The sequence below is a fragment of the Acinetobacter sp. NIOH-H-8 genome (assembly GCF_046635365.1).
Classification (GTDB): Bacteria; Pseudomonadota; Gammaproteobacteria; order Pseudomonadales; family Moraxellaceae; genus Acinetobacter.
In genome coordinates this window covers 1-19,336 of record NZ_JBHDVN010000033.1, presented here as the reverse complement: position 1 = coordinate 19,336, position 19,336 = coordinate 1, and the positions used below count along the sequence as shown (strand labels likewise).

Here is a 19,336-nt window from a genome sequence, read left to right as displayed (position 1 = left end):
ATGTCTAGCTTTTGCAGGTTTGATTTAAATTTTTTCTTGGTCTCAAAAGTTTTAATCCTCCCCAACCCTCCTTTGTTAAAGGAGGGAAGTTCCCCTCTTTTTAAAGAGGGGTTAGGGGAGATTTATGTGATGGATTACCCTGCTTTCTTTAATGCAAAATCCCGACCAAACAGCAGTTTATTTCGAATCGAAGTAATCGGTGTCTGATCTGCAATCAGCTCGGCATACTAGGCACCATCCTCAGTATCGCCAAACAGCACCGCACCAATTACTTTATCCTTTTGAATAATAATGCGTTTATAGATCTGACGTTTCTCGTCATTCAGTACGATATCTTCAAAATCATCTTTTGGTTCGAAGTCACCTGCAGAGAACACATCACAACCACTCACTTTCAGCTGAGTCGGAACCGTTGGCGATTTAAAGGTCAGGCTGCCATGCTCGGCCAGATGTGATGCACAAATGAACGCCTGGCCCCAAAGTGGTTCAACTAGACCAAAGGTTTGACCACGGTGCTCGATACATTCACCCACCGCATAAATACTTGGGTCAAAAGTCTGCATGGTGTCATTCACTAGCACACCACGGTTGCAACGCAGACCGGCACTTTGCGCCAATGCGATATTTGGACGAATACCAACTGCGAAGACCACCAAATCAGCAGCCAGCACGGTGCCATCTTTTAGTTTCACTTGGGTCACATGACCTTCTTCACCAATTAAGCATTCGGTATTGGCTTCAGTCAAGATGGTGATACCTTTCTGCTCAATCGCTGTTTTCAGCATCTGGCTGGCTTTGCTGTCCAGCTGACGATCCATAATGCGATCCATCAGGTGCAACACAGTGACATTCATGCCTTGCTGTTGCAGACCATAAGCAGCTTCCAGACCTAGTAGACCGCCACCAATCACCACCGCATTTTTCTTGGTTTTGCAGTAGTCCAGCATGTTGTTCACATCATAAATGTCGCGGAAGCTGAGTACGCCTTTTAAGTCACTACCTGGAATTGGCGGAACGAATGGCTTGGAACCCGTCGCCAGAATCAAACGGTCATAACTGATCACTTCGCCTTTTTCGGTATAAACCTGCTTACGCGGACGGTCGATACGAATCGCAGGATCACCTGCAATCAGACGAATACCTTTGTCGGCATACCATGCATGCGGATGCAGCATGATGTCATCAATGGTTTTCTCGCCAGAAAGCACTGGCGACAGCATGATGCGGTTGTAGTTACCCCACGGCTCTTCACCAATCACAGTAATTTCATAACGGTCTGGTGCCATATCCAGCAGGTCTTCCAGACAACGCATGCCGGCTAAACCATTACCGACTAGTACCAGTTTCATTTTTTCCGGTGAAACACCGTTGTTAGTGATATAGGTTTTTTGTGGCACTGGGCTAATGAATACCTTGCCATTTTCAATTTTGTTTGGAAATACCAGCAGTTTTTGATCTTTATCTTCCAGACAGCGGCCAGTCGCCAGACTGAAATGCTGCTTGTAAATTGGTGAAGCGACAACACGCTCACCTTGCAAATCACCTAAAATTCCGCGTGACATCACAAATGCTTTACTAAATGGATCCTGATTACTTAAAGCGTAAATACGCTTTTCATTACCTACACGGAACAAAGCAATTTGCTGATCTTCCACCAATGCAGCGACACCTGTATTTGACGTAATGTCATCCAGTGCACACACTTCAACCCAATTCAGTTCATTCATATCTTTTAAAATTGTCATATTCTTGCTCCTTTATTCTTTGAATCAGGCTTCAACTACCGGAATACGGCTGGCATTGCGTTCAACTTCAGTTTTTGGACGGATCTGACCGCGCACTTCAGTAAATTGAACATGCGGATCGTTTTGCTGTTCAGCCTTGGCATTAATAAAGGTTTTGAAACGTTTACGGACTTCTGGATCTTCAATCGCAGTACGCCATTCGTCCTGATAAGTACCCACCACATGCTCCATACGGCGTTCTAATTCCGCTGCCAAACCAAGTGAGTCATTCACAACGACATCTTTCAGGTAATCCAGGCCGCCTTCGAGGTTGTCACGCCATACTGAAGTACGTTGTAGACGGTCCGCAGTCTGGATATAGAACATGAAGAAACGGTCGATATAGCGGACTAAAGTTTGTGTATCCAGGTCAGAAGCCAGCAGTTCAGCATGACGCGGTTTCATACCACCGTTACCGCAGACATAGAGGTTCCAGCCTTTTTCAGTCGCGATCACGCCAACGTCTTTACTTTGTGCTTCGGCACATTCACGGGTACAACCAGACACGGCCATTTTCAGTTTGTGTGGAGAACGCAGACCTTTGTAACGATTTTCCAGGAAGATCGCCAAACCAACAGAATCATCCACACCATAACGGCACCAGGTGCTACCGACACAAGATTTCACGGTACGTAGTGATTTACCGTAAGCATGCCCCGATTCAAAACCGGCATTGATCAGTTTTTCCCAGATTTCTGGTAATTGATGTAGTTGCGCACCAAACATATCGACACGCTGGCCGCCAGTCAGTTTGGTATACAGACCATATTCTTTGGCAATCTGACCAATGACGATTAGACCATCTGGAGTGACTTCACCACCTGCCATACGAGGAACGACAGAGTAAGTACCATCTTTTTGAATATTACCAAGGTAATAGTCGTTACTGTCTTGCAGGCCGGCATGGCTTGGTTTTAGGACAAAATCGTTCCAGCAAGATGCCAGGATATTTGCCACTGTTGGCTTACAGATATCGCAGCCCAGACCATGACCATGCTGTTGAATCAGGTCATCAAAGGTCTTGATTTCATTAACACGAACCAGGTGATACAGCTCTTGGCGTGAATAGGCAAAGTGTTCGCAGAGATGATTGTTTACGGTAACACCTTGTCGTTGTAATTCAGATTTCAGAACTTGCGTCACCAGCGGTGCACAGCCACCACAGGCAGTTGCAGCTTTGGTGCATTTTTTCAGGGCACCAAGAGAAGTTGAACCATCAGCAATTGCAGAACAGATATCCGCTTTAGAAACGTTATTACATGAACAGATCGTCGCACTGTCAGGAAGTAGATCTACCCCGCTGCCACCCGTTTTCGATGCTGCCTGATCAAAGCCTGGCATGATCAGACTTTCCGGATTTTCTGGAATTTCCAGACCATTCAGCATCATTTGCAGCAGGTCGTTATATTCTTTGGCACAACCGACCAGCACTGCACCCAGCAGTTTAGTTTTTTCTGCATTGACCACAATTTTCTTGTAGACCTGCGCCGCTTCATCGGCATAGAAGTAGCTCAGTGAACCTGGTGTCATGGCATGTGCATCGCCAACTGAGGCAACATCAACGCCCATCAGTTTCAACTTGGTGCTCATGTCTGCGCCAGCAAATGCTGCACATTCTTCTTGCAGGACATGTTTCGCAGCGATACGCGCCATGTCGTAGCCTGGCGCAACCAGACCAAAAATCTTGTTATTCCACAGCGCACATTCGCCAATCGCATAAATGTCCGGATTTGATGTCTGGCAGTAATCATTGATCACGATACCACCGCGCTCACCAATCGCCAGACCGCTTTGACGTGCCAGTTCGTCACGTGGGCGAATCCCCGCAGAGAACAGGATGATGTCGGTTTCAAGTTCAGCACCATCACCGAACTTCATAACATGTTTAGCATTTACGCCCTCTTCAATTGACGAGGTTGCTTTTTGGGTATGGACTTTAACGCCTAGATCTTCGATTTTGCTGCGTAATACTTTACCGCCAAGATCATCAATCTGAACTGCCATTAAGCGTGGTGCGAATTCGACCACATGCGTTTCCATATTCAGGTCACGCAGGGCTTTGGCCGCTTCCAGACCCAGCAACCCACCGCCAATCACGACACCGTTTTTGGCATTCAGGCTCGCTGCACGGATCGCATCCAGATCTTCAATGGTACGGTAAACAAAGCAGTTTTCACGGTCGTTGCCTGGAATTGGTGGAACAAAAGCATAGGAGCCGGTAGCTAAAACCAGTTTGTCATACGCAATCACATCGCCATGATTAGTGGTGACTGTTTTGTTAACAGTATCGATTGCAGTCGCTTTGGTACTCAAACGTAGATCAATTCCATACGCATCTGCAAAGTCGTTACGGCAAAGGGTTAAATCCTTGGCCGATTTTCCAGTGAAATATTCAGTTAAATGCACACGGTCATAAGCCAGACGCGGCTCTTCTGCCAGAATCGTGATTTCAACGTCATCACCTGCATGCTCAAGCACAGATTCAATAAATTTGTGTCCTACCATGCCATGGCCAATCATTACCAGTTTCATATTCCTTCTCCTAAATTTTCTAAATCTTGTATCTTGTGTTTTAAGCTAGGTTGTTTCGTTCAAGGACGGCTTCTTCATAGAGCTTTTGCTCTTTGGCCTTATGCTCAACCGAGAAGCGAATCATCAGAACAAAACTTGCTGCAATCACGACCAGGCCGCCAAGTGCCATCAGACAGGTTTGAATATCCAGCATGCCTTTAAGTAAGAATCCTGCTGCGACCGCACCCACGTTACCGCCTGCACCGATAATGCCGGCCACACCGCCTAAAGCATCACGGTCAATAAATGGCACCAGCGCATATGTTGCACCACATGCCATATGGGTAAATAATGCAAAGACAGTCATTGTGATAATGGCCAGCATGGCACTGTTCATTTGCGAGAATAAAATCAGGAATAAGCCTTCCATCAAGATCATGGCAAACAGCACTTTGGTACGTCCGTCCAGGCCTTTTTTGATGGCAACTTTGTCTGAAACGATGCCACCCAGTGCACGGGCAAACAGGGCTAGCAGACCGAAGATCCCGGCCGTCATACCTGCTTCTTTTAAACCAAAGCTGAAGTTTTCTACGTAGTACATGGCTACGATGTTATGAATGAAGATTTCGATACCGAAACAGGCCGCATAAGCGCCAAATAGAATCCAGACACGGTAGTTACGTGCAGCATGCATCAGAATTGCCATGCCACCTTTTTTCTCGCTACCAACCTGAATTCCTGCTGCACGCAGTTCTTTAAAGTTGCCTTGTGGGCAGTCCTGAGTGAATTTCCAGTACAAGGCACCGACAATCAGCATCATCAGGCCTGGAACAATTAAGGCAATTCTCCAGCCCATCGCCTGTTCAACACCGAACATCACCAACGCAGCTAGAAGTAAGGGCATCAAGGCTTGAGTTGCACCACCACCGGCATTTCCCCAACCTGCAGATGCCGCATTCGCTGTACCCACTACATTCGGCGCAAACATGATGCTGGTGTGATATTGGGTAATGACGAAACTGGCACCAATGGCACCAATCAGTAAGCGGAAAAACAGGAAGGATTCATAGCTATTCGCAGAGGCCACACCAAAAACCGGGATACTGCCGAGTACGAGTAAGGCGGTATAGGTTTTCCGTGGACCATATTTGTCACATAGCGGACCGACAATCAGTCGAACCAGAATGGTGATCGCGACTGCTGCAATATTGATATTGGCGATTTGATCTTTGGTTAAGCTGAATTCACCCGCGATCACAGGCATCAGCGGTGCACAGGCGAACCAGGCAAAGAAGCAGACAAAAAACGCGAGCCAACTCATATGGAAGGCTCTCATTGCTGCGCTGCTGAAATTCAAAAGACTTATTTTTGTTGCTTTCTTTTCATATAAATTTGAAGACATCACCATCTCCTTCCAGAACTGAACGTATAGGCTTATCTGCTATGCGAATCGCTGCACACCAGATGCGATCAGAACGGACGTCATTGGCCGTCTTACAAATTTCTTTAGAGTCGTCTTTGACTCATATTCTATTAAGCACAAAGCGTGCCAACAAAATAACTTTATGAATAAGTACTTGTATTTATATTATTTATCGAGAGGTACTTTTATATTTTTTCTAAATTATAGTGCCTGCAAATCAAGCTCTTTCTCATTTTCCTGAGAATATTTATAACCAGATTTTAAAATTGCCACTTCAATGCGCTATTTGGCACAGCTTTAGTGCAAGGAAGAACATAATCAAACCAGGTATTTTTAATTAAAGAAAAACGTGTAGTTAAAATTTAAATTTTTTAAATGAGTTAGCTAATTAAGAATCTAGATGTGTCTAATACAATTAAATTTAGAAAATTTTAATTCAAGATTATGTACTTCACTTGAATTTCGGACATATAGAAAAAATATAAAATTTTTTCCATATTTTTTAAATATTTATGTGGTAGCAACATTAAATAGAGAGCCAATCCAGAAACTGAATAGCATGGCAACGATGCCCCAAATCATGACACGCAGTGCGCCTTTCCACATACTGCCACCGCCCGCATAACTGGCTAATGCTCCCATCATTCCCAGACTAAGCACTCCCACCAGCATAACGCCCTGATCTAGCAAATGTGAAGGCAAAACCAAAATGGATACCAATGGAAATAAAGAACCTACCGTAAATGCTGATGCTGAAGAAAATGCCGCCGTAAAGGGCCGGGCAGCTGTCTGTTCCAGAATTCCAATTTCATCACGTGCATGCGCATCCAAGGCATTATGTGCAGTAAGCTGTTTTGCCACTTCTTCGGCCAGATCAGCTTCTAAACCTCGCTTGATATAAATATTTTTTAGCTCTCTTAATTCATGTACGGGATGCAGATTTAATTCCCGCTCTTCCATGGCGAGATCATTTTTTTCAATATCCTGTTGCGACTTGACCGAGATATATTCCCCAGCTGCCATCGAGGCTGCACCAGAAATCAGGCCAGCAACACAAGCAATCAAAAGTGTTTGTGACGAAGCACCACTGGCTGCCATCCCGACAACCAGACTGGTCACGGAAATAATTCCATCATTGGCACCAAGCACTGCGGCACGCAACCAGCCAGAACGTTGTATATAATGTTTTTCATGATGATGGGAATGAGGCATGTCTTTCTCGTTCTTCTAGCAGATGAAATAAGATTTTAAATTTTAGTCACTTACTATTTTATCATCTTACATTAAGCCAAATATTTCAAATATGAATCTTCACCTTCAGAGATATCTTCGAGTTTCATCTACTTATTTTAAAAAAAGAAAAATTATTTATTGTGAAGGCTTAAATAGATTTTAGCCAGCGGCCGCCATAAGCAACTCACTGGCTATACCTTAAAGGATGAACTTCTGATTATTATCAATGACCTCTCACTTTATATAAGTAATAAGGCCAAACGCTTAAACTAAATACATGGCATTAATCACTGATATCGAGACCATGCCTTAGCCTCGGATGGCAGCTTCAATTGCAGCGACATCAATTTTCTTCATGGTCATCATGGCATCAAAAGCTCTTTTAGCAACACCACGGTCTGAACTGTATGATGCTTCAAGCAAAGCTTTAGGGATGATTTGCCAAGATACCCCCCATTTATCCTTACACCATCCGCATTCGCTTTCCTGACCACCATTATTGACGATCGCATTCCAATAGCGGTCAGTTTCTTCCCGATCTTCTGTGGCGACTTGAAATGAGAAAGATTCATTATGCTGAAATACAGGTCCTCCGTTTAAACCAATACATGGAATACCCAGTACGGTAAAGTCTACTGTGATGACATCACCTGCTTTACCAGAGGGATAATCTCCAGGTGCAAGAACGATGGCACCTACAGATGAATTTGGAAAAATTTCTGCATAAAATCGTGCGGCTTCTTCAGCATCATGATCGTACCAAAGACAAATGGTATTCTTTGCAATATTCATGATCTCACCTCTTCTTTCAGAATAGGTTTTAAACTACCTAAGAACTCTTCAATATCTCATCTACTAGTTGAGTCCTACTCTTCCCATCTTTCACCCAAAATTAAGATAAGCCTGTTTTAGAATTGTATATTTATTGATCTAATTGACTGAAAGCGTCATCAAAAAGAATAGTTTTAAAGAGTCGAGAGGAAACCTTTATCACCACTTAATCATAATATGTGGTTCTCTTTTTAGAGAATCGGTCAAGCTGCTTTAAAAATCCTTCGAAATAATCTTTCTGCTTTTCTTCAGTTCGATAACCTGCATATAAAGTCCGGCGCAGTCCATTCGGGGCTATACAATTCAAACGGCGTGAAGTCACCCAGCCTTTTTGCTCATATTCATTCACTACCCAATCTGGCAAGGCTGCAATTCCCCGACCACTGGCAACAAGTTGAATCAGCATTTGAGTCAAGTCGGTGGTGCGAATCTGTTTAGGTAAAATATTCGCTGGAATAAACAGGTGTGACATGATGTCCAGACGGTGCTTGTCCACTGGATAGGTAATCAGTGTTTCTTCCGCCAATTCCTGGACGCTAATACTTTGGGAACGCACTAAAGGATGAGTATTCGATAGCACCAAACGCGACTCATACTCAAAAATCGGGAAATACTCTATACCCTTCAGTTCAATAGGATCAGCGGTAATAAGCAGATCGAACTCCCCTGTTTGTAATAATTCATGCGGATTGGCCTCAAAGCCAGAAGCGAAATCCAAATCTACATCTGGATATTGAATACGATATTGATTCAGTAAAGGCATCAACCAGTCGAAACAGCTATGGCATTCGGAAGAAAAAATGATCCGTCCTGTCTGCCCATGCACAATGCGAATGATATCACTCTGTGCAACATGGACTTGAGGCAAAATATCATCTGCCAGCTTCAGTAAGCGCTGCCCGACATTGGAAAAACTGACCGGGCGACTACGGCGATTGACGATTTCGACTCCGAACCATTGATCCAATTCACGAAGCTGATGGGACAAAGCTGAAGGCGTGAGACAAAGATCTCCTGCTGCTGCAACCAGTGAGCCATGTTCTCGTAACGCGACTAAGGTTTTTAAATGACGAAGTTCTAACATGAATGCCCTGAAACCTATCTAATCTGATTCAATCTTAATTAAATAAGCTTACCCTATTTTGAACTTTAATATTATTAAATTTCATTTTAAAATTTATAGAATGAATTTTTCTCAACCAATAAAATCTACCACTCTTATCGATACAAAATAAAAACCTCCGAAATTAGGAGGCTTTTACTTCAGTTAGAGTTTAAGACTCAACCTCTTTTCAAAAGAAGGAAACACCCTAGCTCAAAAATCATGAGACATTTCCTTCTATTCAGGCTTAATAAACTTAACTGTTTTTTATGGACTGAAAGACTTGATAGGCTGCCTTGATTCGCTCTGCATTGGGAATTTTTTTATTCATCATCATCACCAGTCCAAAATTTTCTTCCGGAACAAACAGCACATAGGTGCCAAAGCCATTGGTTGAACCGGTTTTATGAAAGACTTGTGATTTTTCCTGAATAGTATTTTTGACTATTGGATTTGCTTGCATCACGACTTTTTCAGAATTACTTTCCAGCAAAATATCGAGCGTCGTCGGATATGAAAAAGTCTCCCAACCGAGTGCTTGGGTCATTTTCCCAAGCTTAAAATATCCATGATGAGTTTCCAGAAGCGCTTGTTTAATATCAGGCTTGTTCTTTTTCAGATTCAGATTGGTATCTAATAATTTCAGCATATCGGGAAGTGTAGATTTCACCCCATAAGCCTGAGCATCCAGAGCTCCCGGGTTTACCCGCACCGGATGATTGTTCTGATCATAACCAAAAGCATAATGAACCCTTTGTGCTTTCGGAACATTGATATAGGTATTCTTTAAATTGAGTTTTGGAAAAATCGTCTGTTCCAGCAATACGCTAAAAGGAACATTCATTGATCTTGCACTTAACTCACCAAATAAGCCAATACTGGGATTTGAATATTGCCGATATTGGCCAGGCGGATGTTTGACCTGCCAATCTTGGAAATACTTTAAAACTTGCTGATCAGTCTGGACCTGATCTGGAAATTGCAAAGGTAAGCTTCCACTTGTATAAGTCGCTAATTCCAGCAAACTGACTTTGTTGATTTCTGAATTCTTTAAATCAGGCCAATACCTAGCTGGATGATCATTAAAAGAAAGCTTGCCCTGACTCTTAGCATAGCCCCCTGCGATGCCCGTAAAAATTTTACTTACAGAACCTAATTCAAAAATTGTTTGTCGATTTACAGTTTTATGGTCGATATGAGATTGCAGGCCATAATAGTAGTCATGATTTTTTCCCTAAATTTCGACATGTCTTCTCATTCAATTTGAAGAGAAAAGGCTATTTTCCTAGAAAATAGCCTTTTTTATATGCTAATTTAGCTAAGTTAACATTTGATGTTAGTCAATAAAGCATACATAATTGAAATTTCAATACCTATTTATTAAAAATTTATAAGATATTTCAATAGCCTTAAACTCGCCTAACAATCTGATTAATGATTAAATTTTACAAAATAATTTCACATTAAAACATATACTTAAGCCCTAATTGAGCTTGTATATCATCAGAATTTTTCGCATTTCCTGCTACATCACCAAACATATTCCATTTAGAGTTGTTTGTTAGATAGTTGAATGTAATGCCATACAAGAAGTAATCCTTGTCGTAAGCAGGTGCTTGGTAGCTCACACCAACAGTATTATCTACGTTTGATGCCAAGCTAACATTTGGTAAAGAGCGATCTACCGCATTAGCATATTCACCATAACCACCTAGCGCCAAGTTTTTAGTAACTTGATAGTCGAATCGAACACCTGCATGCAGTTTAGTTTCTTTAGCTGTTACATCATCAATAGTAACACCTATTTCACTAGACTCTTTAACCTTGTCCAAAGTAACACTGTTAAAGCTTAGTGCAGCATACGGAGACACTGACCATTGATTATTAATGAAGCTATAACCTACTTCACCGTATACACCATACTTATCTAAATCAGATTTAGCATTGCTTTGCTCTGAATCCACACCGTTTGTTACGCTACGTTTAAATTCAACATCACCAAAACCATATTGAGCATTAGCTGCGAAATACAAGTCTGATGCGGTATTCCATTTACCATAAACACCAAAGGTAGTCAGGTCAGTTTCACTTGTACCATTTGATTCTGAAAACTTAGAGTCATCTTTGTAAGTTGAAACATAAGCACCTAAAATCGCATTATCAGCCACATGGAAATCTGCACCAGCGGTCAAAGTTGAGATTTCTGAATCAACCTTATCCCATCCTTTAGCTTTTGTAGAAGTCTCCTGATAAGCGCCATTTACCCACGCACCTGTTACACCTTGTTTAGATACTTGGAATGCACGTTGAGCGACTTGTGCATTGGTCATTGCATCGTTGTGCAATAATACAGATGGTGTTTCCGCAAATAACGCCCCCGCATTAGTATTCAAGACAGCTTGTGCTTGCTCAGCAGTCACCGCTTGCTGTACTTTCGCTACATAGCTGGTTAATTCAGTTGATTCACCATTCACAGCTTGCGCATTCGCTTTAGCCATAAGTTGGTTAACTAAATCACCAGAAGCATTAGACAGACCACCGTTCAAAGTACCTGCTACTTTAGCATCTTTTAACTGAACATCTACTGAATAAGTATTAGCATCCTTAGTGGTTTCACCGATTTGAAGGAATGCACTATTAGCAGCAACCGTATTAAAATCACCTGTAATAGAACCTGCTTTAATTACATCATGTTTACCAGCAGTAACCATTTTTTGATCTTGAGCAGTAACTTCTAACGCACCATCTAGATTAGCAGCACCAGTAACAGTTAAATAGTGTTCCAATCCATACACTAATTTTGCTTGTTCATACTGATTGTAGTCACCAGCAATAGTTAAGCGACCCTTTTCCGTTGAAACAGTACCACCATTATCAACAGCACCCACCTCACCAGCACCTGTTAATAAACCTGTGCTGTATACAGACGTTAATGGAGATTTAATACTACCATTCACACGTAATTCACCATCACTTACAACAGTATTACCAGAGAAAGTATTATTGCCACTTAGTACCAATGTACCCTTACCACCTTTTACTAACCCTGCATCACCAGTGATGTTGTTAGAGAAAATAGCTAGACCTGAATCAACTTCTGCATTAAAGGTTTCACCAAAAATTCGGCTGAACATTTCAGGGCCTTTCAAAGCTGAAGCTTGATTAAAATAACCCCAACCAAAAGTTTCATTAAATAATTTTTGGTCTGAACCATCATCAACATAATCAGCAGTAGTCAAAATAGTTTGACGCACTTGGTCGGCTGTCATCCAAGGATATTTAGACCAAATTTGAGCAGCCAATGCAGTAATTTGCGGTGCAGATGCAGATGTACCGACAAAAATAGCATTACCGTTTAAACTTTCGCTATAAACAGGAACTTCAAAGTCAGCAGCCACACACCAACGAGCAGCACTAGCACAAGCATTTGCACCCGTACCATCTTTTGCACGGTAAAGAGCTTTTTTAGTAGAATCCACACCAGTTACAGCTAAAAGCCCCTTCTCAATACCTTCACCCCCAATAAAAGTTGGAAGCAAAGCTTCAATATTAGGCGTAAAAGAACCATCGTTACCTGTTGAGAAAACAATCAATGAACCACCATCTACCAAATTCATTGCATATTTAGTAAGTGTCTTCTGGTATTCAGGCCCAGCAGAACGAGTCCCAAATGAACCATTAAATAATTTCACACCATGCTTATCATGCAGGTCTTGCATAGCAAGGAGAGCGCTTGATGTATAACCTAGGCCACCATTTTCATCCGAAGTTCGTGCGCCATAGATTTCGGCAATATCTTTAGCAGCACCTTCAGGAATATATTTGTATTCTGGATCGCCATTTTTCTTAGCAGCAATAACACTTGCAACCAAAGTACCATGATTATTAATATTTAAATCCTGAATATCAATTCCTGCATTTGTGAGATCGGTAACAGTGATCTCACCTGCTTCATAATCTTCAATATATTGATAAACTTTTTTAACTGCATGCTCTAAGACTTCATTTTTACGAACACCAGAGTCAATAACACCAACTTTTACTTTATTTGCAGATGTATTAGGTTCTGCAACATTAAAGTTTTCTTTTTTATACACGTAACTCTGTTTAGGAGTTGGCTCTTTACCACCTGAACCAGTGCCTGTATCTGAACCAGTACCTGTATCTGAACCAGTCCCTGTATCTGAACCAGTACCTGTATCTGAACCAGTCCCTGTATCTGAACCAGTACCTGTATCTGAACCAGTACCTGTATCTGAACCAGTACCTGTATCTGGATTCTCAACCCCACCCACTGGTGGTGTGGTTACATTTGGACCATTTGATGCAGAATTACCTCCGCCACCACCACAACCAATTAAAATGGAGGTTATTGCTACTGATAAAACCGTTTTTGTAAAGAAATTATTGAACACTCAACGCCCCTATTTTTCAATTAAAATAAATATATAATTCTTTAAAACAAATATATAATTTTAATTATAATTAAAAAAAATCTTAGAACAATTATTCAAAAGTAGAATACACCTCTTGTGTTAGTCAAAATTTAATCAGTGATAAGCGTTGATTTTTAAATAAATATCAAAGTCTAAAATAGTCAAAAATGATAATTTCGCGAGAGGTCTAATATTCATATAATTTATTTATAAGAAATCATGAAACTATTTTTAAAATTTATAAATATTTTGAATGCATGGCAGAGTAAAACTTGAAGTGCGACATAAACCACCTAATTAATTTAAAGGGTTTATGGAGTATAGGACTTACGCATTGACGGATTCAAAAAAGTGAACCGTACCGGGTTTGTCGAAGACCAAACTTTCTGAGATGAGAAGCATTGCCTCGCAAGACGTAGCGAAGCGTAGTGTTCCGATGAAAAAACCTAAATATACCCCTGAAATCAGAGATAGAGCGGTCCAATTATTGATTGAATCTGAAAAGATTATCTTTCTACTTGGGCTGCAATCACAGATATTGCATTAAGATTGGTTGTACGCCTGAAACATTACGTATTTGGCATCAAAAATATCTGGATAAACAAAATCCAGTTAAAGTACAGCAGCTTTCAGATCAAGAACGTAATAAACAACTCGAACGTAAAAATAAAGAACTGCAACGTGCTAACGAAATTCTACGTAAAGCAGCCGCTTTTTTCGCCCAAGTGGAGCTCGACTGCCCACACAAATAATGGTGGATTTCATCCATAGCAATAAAGACCTATCTGGCGTTGAGGCGATTTGTAAGATTTTACAGATCGTAGCTTCTACCTATTATCGAACCCTAGATCTCGTTGATGAGAAGCATCGCTTTGCAAGGGAACATCAAGCGAAACGAGATCTACATGATGAGCATCATGCTGAACAAATCAAACAAATTGGAAAGAAAGTTCAGTTCGTTATGGTGTACGTAAAGTTTGGCAACAACTGAAACGTGAAGGCTATATTATTGCGCGCTGTACAATGGTTCGCTTGATGCAGAAGCTAGGTCCACAAGGTGTTTAGTGTGGTAAGAATAAACAAACTACCCGTAGCCTAGATGTTCAAAATTTTAATACTGATCATCCTGACCCTTGCGAAGCAGTGCTCAGGTCGATGACTTCACGTATATTCAAACCAATTCAGGTTGGGTCTATATCGTTTTTATTATTGATGTGTTCTCACGAGCAATTGTTGGATGGAAAGTATCAACACGTATGAATACAGACATGGTCCTGGATGCATTGGAGCAAGCATTGCATGATCGAGGTATGTCAAAGAATGTGATTCATTATTCGGATAGAGGTGTTCAATATCTTTCTATTCGTTATACCAATCGTTTAGAGGCAGCAAATTTACGAGCATCAGTTGGTACGACTGGTGATTCATATGATAATGCTTTGGCTGAACCAGTGAACGGCTTATACAAAACAGAGGTGATTAAATATTTGGTGGTGTTTCAAAAAGTATGCTGATTATATTTTAACCACAATTGAAATCTCATAAAGCATTAAAAATATAGTGAATTTAATTTACTTATTTTCAATTTCTCTATTGACAGAATTAACTAGCATACTTTTTGAAACACCCCCAAAAACCGATGTATAAACATCGGTTTTTTAATTTTTTACTTAGTTATGCAGGCGTAGCTAGATTTCCGACTTTAAGTAAGCTCACTTGCTCTTGTTGTCTTTGCATAATAATTTTACCATTACGCACACTTAAAATAGCTTTTACTTGATTAGCAACAACTTCATAATCATTTTTAGCCGGCATAATTATAAAACTGGCAGGACGTCCGACCTCAATCCCGTATTGATCCCCTAAACATAAAGTCTTGGCTGAATTATCTGAAACAAAATCCAAGCAACGTTGTAAGTCTCCGTAACCCAGCATATGACAGATATGTAAGCCAGCATCCAGAATACGAATAATATTACCGTTTCCTACTGGATACCAAGGATCACGAATTGAATCCTGAGCAAAACAAATATTCATGCCTGCACGGTCAATTTCTGGTACACGGGTCAAACCTCGGCGCTTTGGATAGCTATCAAATCTTCCTTGCAAATGAATACTTTCTGTAGGGCACGAAATAAAGTTAATTTTAGAACGTTTTAGTAAGCGGAATAACTTGTAACAATAGGCATTGTCATAAGATCCCATGGCTGTAGTATGGCTAGCTGTTACACGTTCCCCCATACCTCGTACATGTGCTTCATCTGCCAAAACTTCCAAAAAGCGAGATGCTGGATCATCAATCTCATCACAGTGTACATCCACCAGACAGTTATATTTTTCAGCTAAATCCATCAAGAAATGAACTGAACTTACACCTTTTTCACGGGTATATTCAAAATGTGGAATGCCACCAACTACATCAGCACCAAGCTTTACGGCTTCCTCCATTAAAGCACGACCATTTTTAAATGACTCAATACCTTCTTGTGGAAATGCTACAATCTGCAAATTCACTTTATCTTTGATTTCTTCTTTAACTTCAAGCATAGCTCGCATTGCAGTTAAGCTTGGATCAGTGACATCGACATGTGTACGCACATGTTGAATACCATGCTCAATGAGCATATCTAGCGTTTTTAAAGCACGTAGTTTAGTATCTTCAAAAGTGATCGTGGCTTTACGTTGCCCCCAACGTTCAATCCCTTCAAAGAGTGTACCTGACATATTCCACTCAGGCTCACCCGCAGTGAGTACAGCATCTAAATGAATGTGTGGATCAACTAAAGGAGCCATGACTAATTGTTGTTGTGCATCGATAGTATCTACATCAACTGTTTGAATGAGACTAGCCTGTTTTTCAATGGCTTCAAAGATGCCATTGTTGTAAGTAATACTAAATAGCCCTTCTTGTTGACGTAAAACTGCATTGATAATTTTCATGTTGGTTCCTTTTAAAATAATTAATGACTCATGTGCCAGATCAGTAATGCCATTGAAGCATTTAGACGGAAATTTGCCTCAGTTAAGACCTGATTTGTCAGTGATTCAATTTTTTGAATCCGTTGGTTTAAGGTGTTTCTATGGATACCAAGTCGTTTGGCTGTATCATTTAAGTTGCCATTTTCTTTAAGCCAGGCATCTAACGTTTCGAGTAGTACAAATGGATGCTTTTTATCGCTAATGAGAATACCCAAGGTTTCATGCATGAATTGCTGCAATACGCTTTTGTTTGGAATCGCTTTTAAAAGTTTTAGCACCCCCAAATCACGATATTGGCAAATACTATTTTTCATCTGCATTTCAAAAGCAATTTCCTGAGCTTGGGATGCTTCCCAAAATCCTCGTTGAAATGCCACTGCAGAATTCACTTCATTTGATAACCCTGCAAAGACTTTAAGGTTATTATCAAGTTGACTTATTTGATCGATCACTTCTATGAGTGATTTTTTCCACGCATCGATATCATGATCATCAAGGTTGAGTACCAAACTAAACTGATCCCCCTGACGGATGACTGGAATTTTCTGCTTCCACTGTTTGGACCATTTTTCCAAGGCTTCATAACACTGTTGTTTAATTCTGAAAAAGTGATTTTCATGCACAGCATCAGTATCGGTATGAAACAAGGCATGAATATTGTGTAAGCGCAGTACTGTAATCACATGACGTCCAAGTAAGTTAATTTTTAACTGTTTGGCACGAAGTTGAATTGTCTCTACCGATGGAAAATCCCCTGTCAGTAATTGAGAGATTACATCTTCACTCGATTTTTTGACTTGAGAAAACTGAACTAGCTGTGTACCAATCGCATGCGTAACTTCAACCATCTTCAAACTGTAAGGTTGCTCAATTAACGGTAAACCAAGCTCATTTGCGCGTGAAATAAGTTTAGGTGGAATTTCATGGATATATTCCTGACCTGTCATAATGACAAGCGCAGCTACATTTCGTTCATATGCCTGTTCAAGTAAACCTAAGAGATTATTTTCATCACGGGTATAGTTGATTCCCGTAACAAATACAATCTCTCCACCCTCAATCCATTCAGCGATTCCTTCATTTTCTGCTACATAGAACCAGCGGACAGGCCGATGAATATTTTCTGTTCCACCACATAATTTTAGTGGGTAAAGTGAAGGTAGATTCAGGATATCTTGAACGGTCATATTCATCGCATTACTCCACTGCATCTACTATATTTAAGACAGATGATTCCTGACGTAATGGGAATAAATAATTCAACACACTATAAGTGGTACATGCCACCACAATACCCACAATAGGTGCAATCCATGGTGATACATAGGCAACAATTGCGCCTGTGAAATAAGCAATCAAACCAATCCAGTTAAAATTAGGAATATTTGCTTCAGCTAATAATGGATATTTTCCTTTATGACGAATCCAGTAATCCGCCATGATCACACCACCAAGTGGAGGAATAATTGCGCCAAGGAGTAATAAGAACGGAATCAATAGCTCATACATACCAGCAGCAGCTAAAATGATCCCCGCAACAGCAGCTACAAGCACCATGGTTTTACGGCGTTCACTTCTTACCATATGGCAAGCAGCAGTTGAAACACTATAGATTGCTGGGCCTTGGATCGTCCATAAGTTCAGGCAAAGCATCACTACTGCAGCAATAGATAACCCTTGTAAGACTAAGACCTCTACAATATCGGGTTGTTGATAAACGATTGCCATCCAAGCGCCTGCTAGGACCATTAGACCATTACCAATTACAAAGCTCACTAGACATGCCCAAATCGCGATTTTTCCGCTCTTAGACATGCGCGTCCAATTGGTAATTTGTGTTGCACCACTGGCAAAGGTACCAAATACCATGGTAATGGCTGTTGCCAATGTGAGTGTTTCTGTCGGTTGAACACTAGTTAAACCAGTCCATCCACCAATTTCTTTGGTCGCCAAGACAATAGAAGTAACGAGCAAAATAAACATTAAAGGAATCGATACACGGGATAGATATTCAAGTCCTTTAAAGCCAACGATTGCTGTAATGGAAAAACCGAGTCCAAATAGCACCATCAAAGGAATGAGTAAACTGTCAGAAAATCCTAATATTTTTCCAAGTGAAATCGCCAGAGTTGCTGTTCCCCAAGCAAACCAGCCTAATTCAGCAAAACCTAAAATAAAGTCTGATAATTTACTGCCCCAGTTGCCAAAGCAGAAACGTCCCATTAGAACTGTATTTAAGCCACTACGTGCAGAAATAAATCCCAAGGTCGCAGCATAAGCTCCTAATAGCAAGTTGCCTATGGCTACAATCCACAAAATATCAGTGAACTCAAAAGCCACCCCAATTTTTCCACCAGCGAACATAGTTCCTGTGAAAAAAGTAAAACTAAATAACACTAAGGCTATTGGGAAAAAGCCTTTACGTTGTGAAAGTGGTGTTTCTGTTAAAGGCGACTCTGCATGCGCGCTCATATTCAACACTCCTACTATTCAATTAAAATTCTTGAGCGCTGTATTGCAAGAGCTATGCCAATTTTTTAACGTTTAAATTTATTTAGGTTAAATTGTTAAATGTGGGCAATTTGCACATATTTTTACTTTTCATGCAGAGTAAATGGGTAAACTACTGTGCTTTAATAACATTCAGTGATTTTATTTTGTGCATTTTAGAAACTGTAAATATTACAGAACATGCTGATATTAACGGACAGATAAGGAGACTATTACAAATGTAAAATTTCGGGTTGTTTTTCTATTTTTGTTTGATCTTACTCATTTCGACGCTCTTGTATATCAGATGTCATTTTTCTCTTTCTTGAACGCTTTTTTCTTGGCAGTAAATGGATTTTTTGCACAAAGATGTGAAAACTTGTCCCCCCATTTTCATAGCAAAAATTTCACTTATTTATTAAGGCTCTAGACTAGCAAAATGATTATGTTAGTCTAGAATCATGATAGAAAACAGTAAATTAAGTCACTACAAGATTAAAAAAATTATTCAATGCTTTTGTGTTGATATTCCTGCTTCCAAAACAGC

9 protein-coding genes, 4 pseudogenes and 1 other annotated feature are annotated in these 19,336 nt (G+C 40.6%); of the genes and pseudogenes, 2 read left to right on the top strand and 11 right to left on the bottom strand.

Features of this window, described 5'->3' with window-relative positions:
- Positions 1–134: 134 nt before the first annotated feature.
- From nirD to ACEWB7_RS12155, 8 genes and pseudogenes are all read right to left on the bottom strand, one after another.
- Positions 135–1,745: pseudogene (gene nirD / locus ACEWB7_RS12190) on the bottom strand (nitrite reductase small subunit NirD).
- 24 nt (positions 1,746–1,769) lie between these two features.
- A complete protein-coding gene (nirB, locus tag ACEWB7_RS12185) occupies positions 1,770–4,316 on the bottom strand; it encodes a nitrite reductase large subunit NirB (protein ID WP_312318779.1) in 2,547 nt (848 codons plus the stop codon).
- A 40-nt stretch (positions 4,317–4,356) separates the two neighbouring features.
- Positions 4,357–5,697 carry an MFS transporter gene (locus tag ACEWB7_RS12180; RefSeq protein WP_180052686.1) on the bottom strand — a complete coding sequence of 447 codons (1,341 nt, stop codon included), beginning with the start codon at positions 5,695–5,697 and terminating at the stop codon, positions 4,357–4,359.
- Positions 5,698–6,228: 531 nt separating this feature from the next.
- A complete protein-coding gene (locus ACEWB7_RS12175; RefSeq protein ID WP_004783164.1) occupies positions 6,229–6,930 on the bottom strand; it encodes a VIT family protein in 702 nt (233 codons plus the stop codon).
- A 330-nt stretch (positions 6,931–7,260) separates the two neighbouring features.
- A complete protein-coding gene (locus ACEWB7_RS12170; protein WP_312318783.1) occupies positions 7,261–7,743 on the bottom strand; it encodes a VOC family protein in 483 nt (160 codons plus the stop codon).
- A gap of 205 nt (positions 7,744–7,948) precedes the next feature.
- Positions 7,949–8,866, bottom strand: coding sequence for a LysR family transcriptional regulator (locus tag ACEWB7_RS12165; protein WP_180002440.1), 918 nt, complete (start codon positions 8,864–8,866; stop codon positions 7,949–7,951).
- A gap of 274 nt (positions 8,867–9,140) precedes the next feature.
- Positions 9,141–10,118: pseudogene (gene ampC, locus ACEWB7_RS12160) on the bottom strand (class C beta-lactamase); the annotation flags it as partial.
- Positions 10,119–10,347: 229 nt separating this feature from the next.
- Positions 10,348–13,299: a S8 family serine peptidase gene (locus ACEWB7_RS12155; protein ID WP_411580845.1), complete on the bottom strand. Its 2,952-nt coding sequence runs from the start codon at positions 13,297–13,299 to the stop codon at positions 10,348–10,350.
- A 457-nt stretch (positions 13,300–13,756) separates the two neighbouring features.
- Here ACEWB7_RS12155 and ACEWB7_RS12150 point away from each other — a divergent pair.
- Positions 13,757–14,810 (top strand): annotated as a pseudogene (locus tag ACEWB7_RS12150) (IS3 family transposase); the annotation flags it as partial.
- Positions 14,030–14,146 (top strand) — a sequence feature (AL1L pseudoknot). Its footprint overlaps the pseudogene before it by 117 nt.
- Before the next feature lie 184 nt (positions 14,811–14,994).
- On the opposite strand, the gene codA reads toward ACEWB7_RS12150, so the two are convergent.
- The 3 genes from codA to codB are packed head-to-tail and all read right to left on the bottom strand — an operon-like array spanning position 14,995 to position 18,771.
- Positions 14,995–16,260 carry a cytosine deaminase gene (codA, locus tag ACEWB7_RS12145; protein WP_004730470.1) on the bottom strand — a complete coding sequence of 422 codons (1,266 nt, stop codon included), beginning with the start codon at positions 16,258–16,260 and terminating at the stop codon, positions 14,995–14,997.
- Between the two features lie 20 nt (positions 16,261–16,280).
- A complete protein-coding gene (locus tag ACEWB7_RS12140) occupies positions 16,281–17,492 on the bottom strand; it encodes a PucR family transcriptional regulator (RefSeq protein ID WP_004730472.1) in 1,212 nt (403 codons plus the stop codon).
- A gap of 4 nt (positions 17,493–17,496) precedes the next feature.
- Positions 17,497–18,771: a cytosine permease gene (codB, locus tag ACEWB7_RS12135; RefSeq protein ID WP_004730473.1), complete on the bottom strand. Its 1,275-nt coding sequence runs from the start codon at positions 18,769–18,771 to the stop codon at positions 17,497–17,499.
- A gap of 479 nt (positions 18,772–19,250) precedes the next feature.
- Here codB and ACEWB7_RS12130 point away from each other — a divergent pair.
- A pseudogene (locus tag ACEWB7_RS12130) lies at positions 19,251–19,336 on the top strand (IS1595 family transposase); the annotation flags it as partial.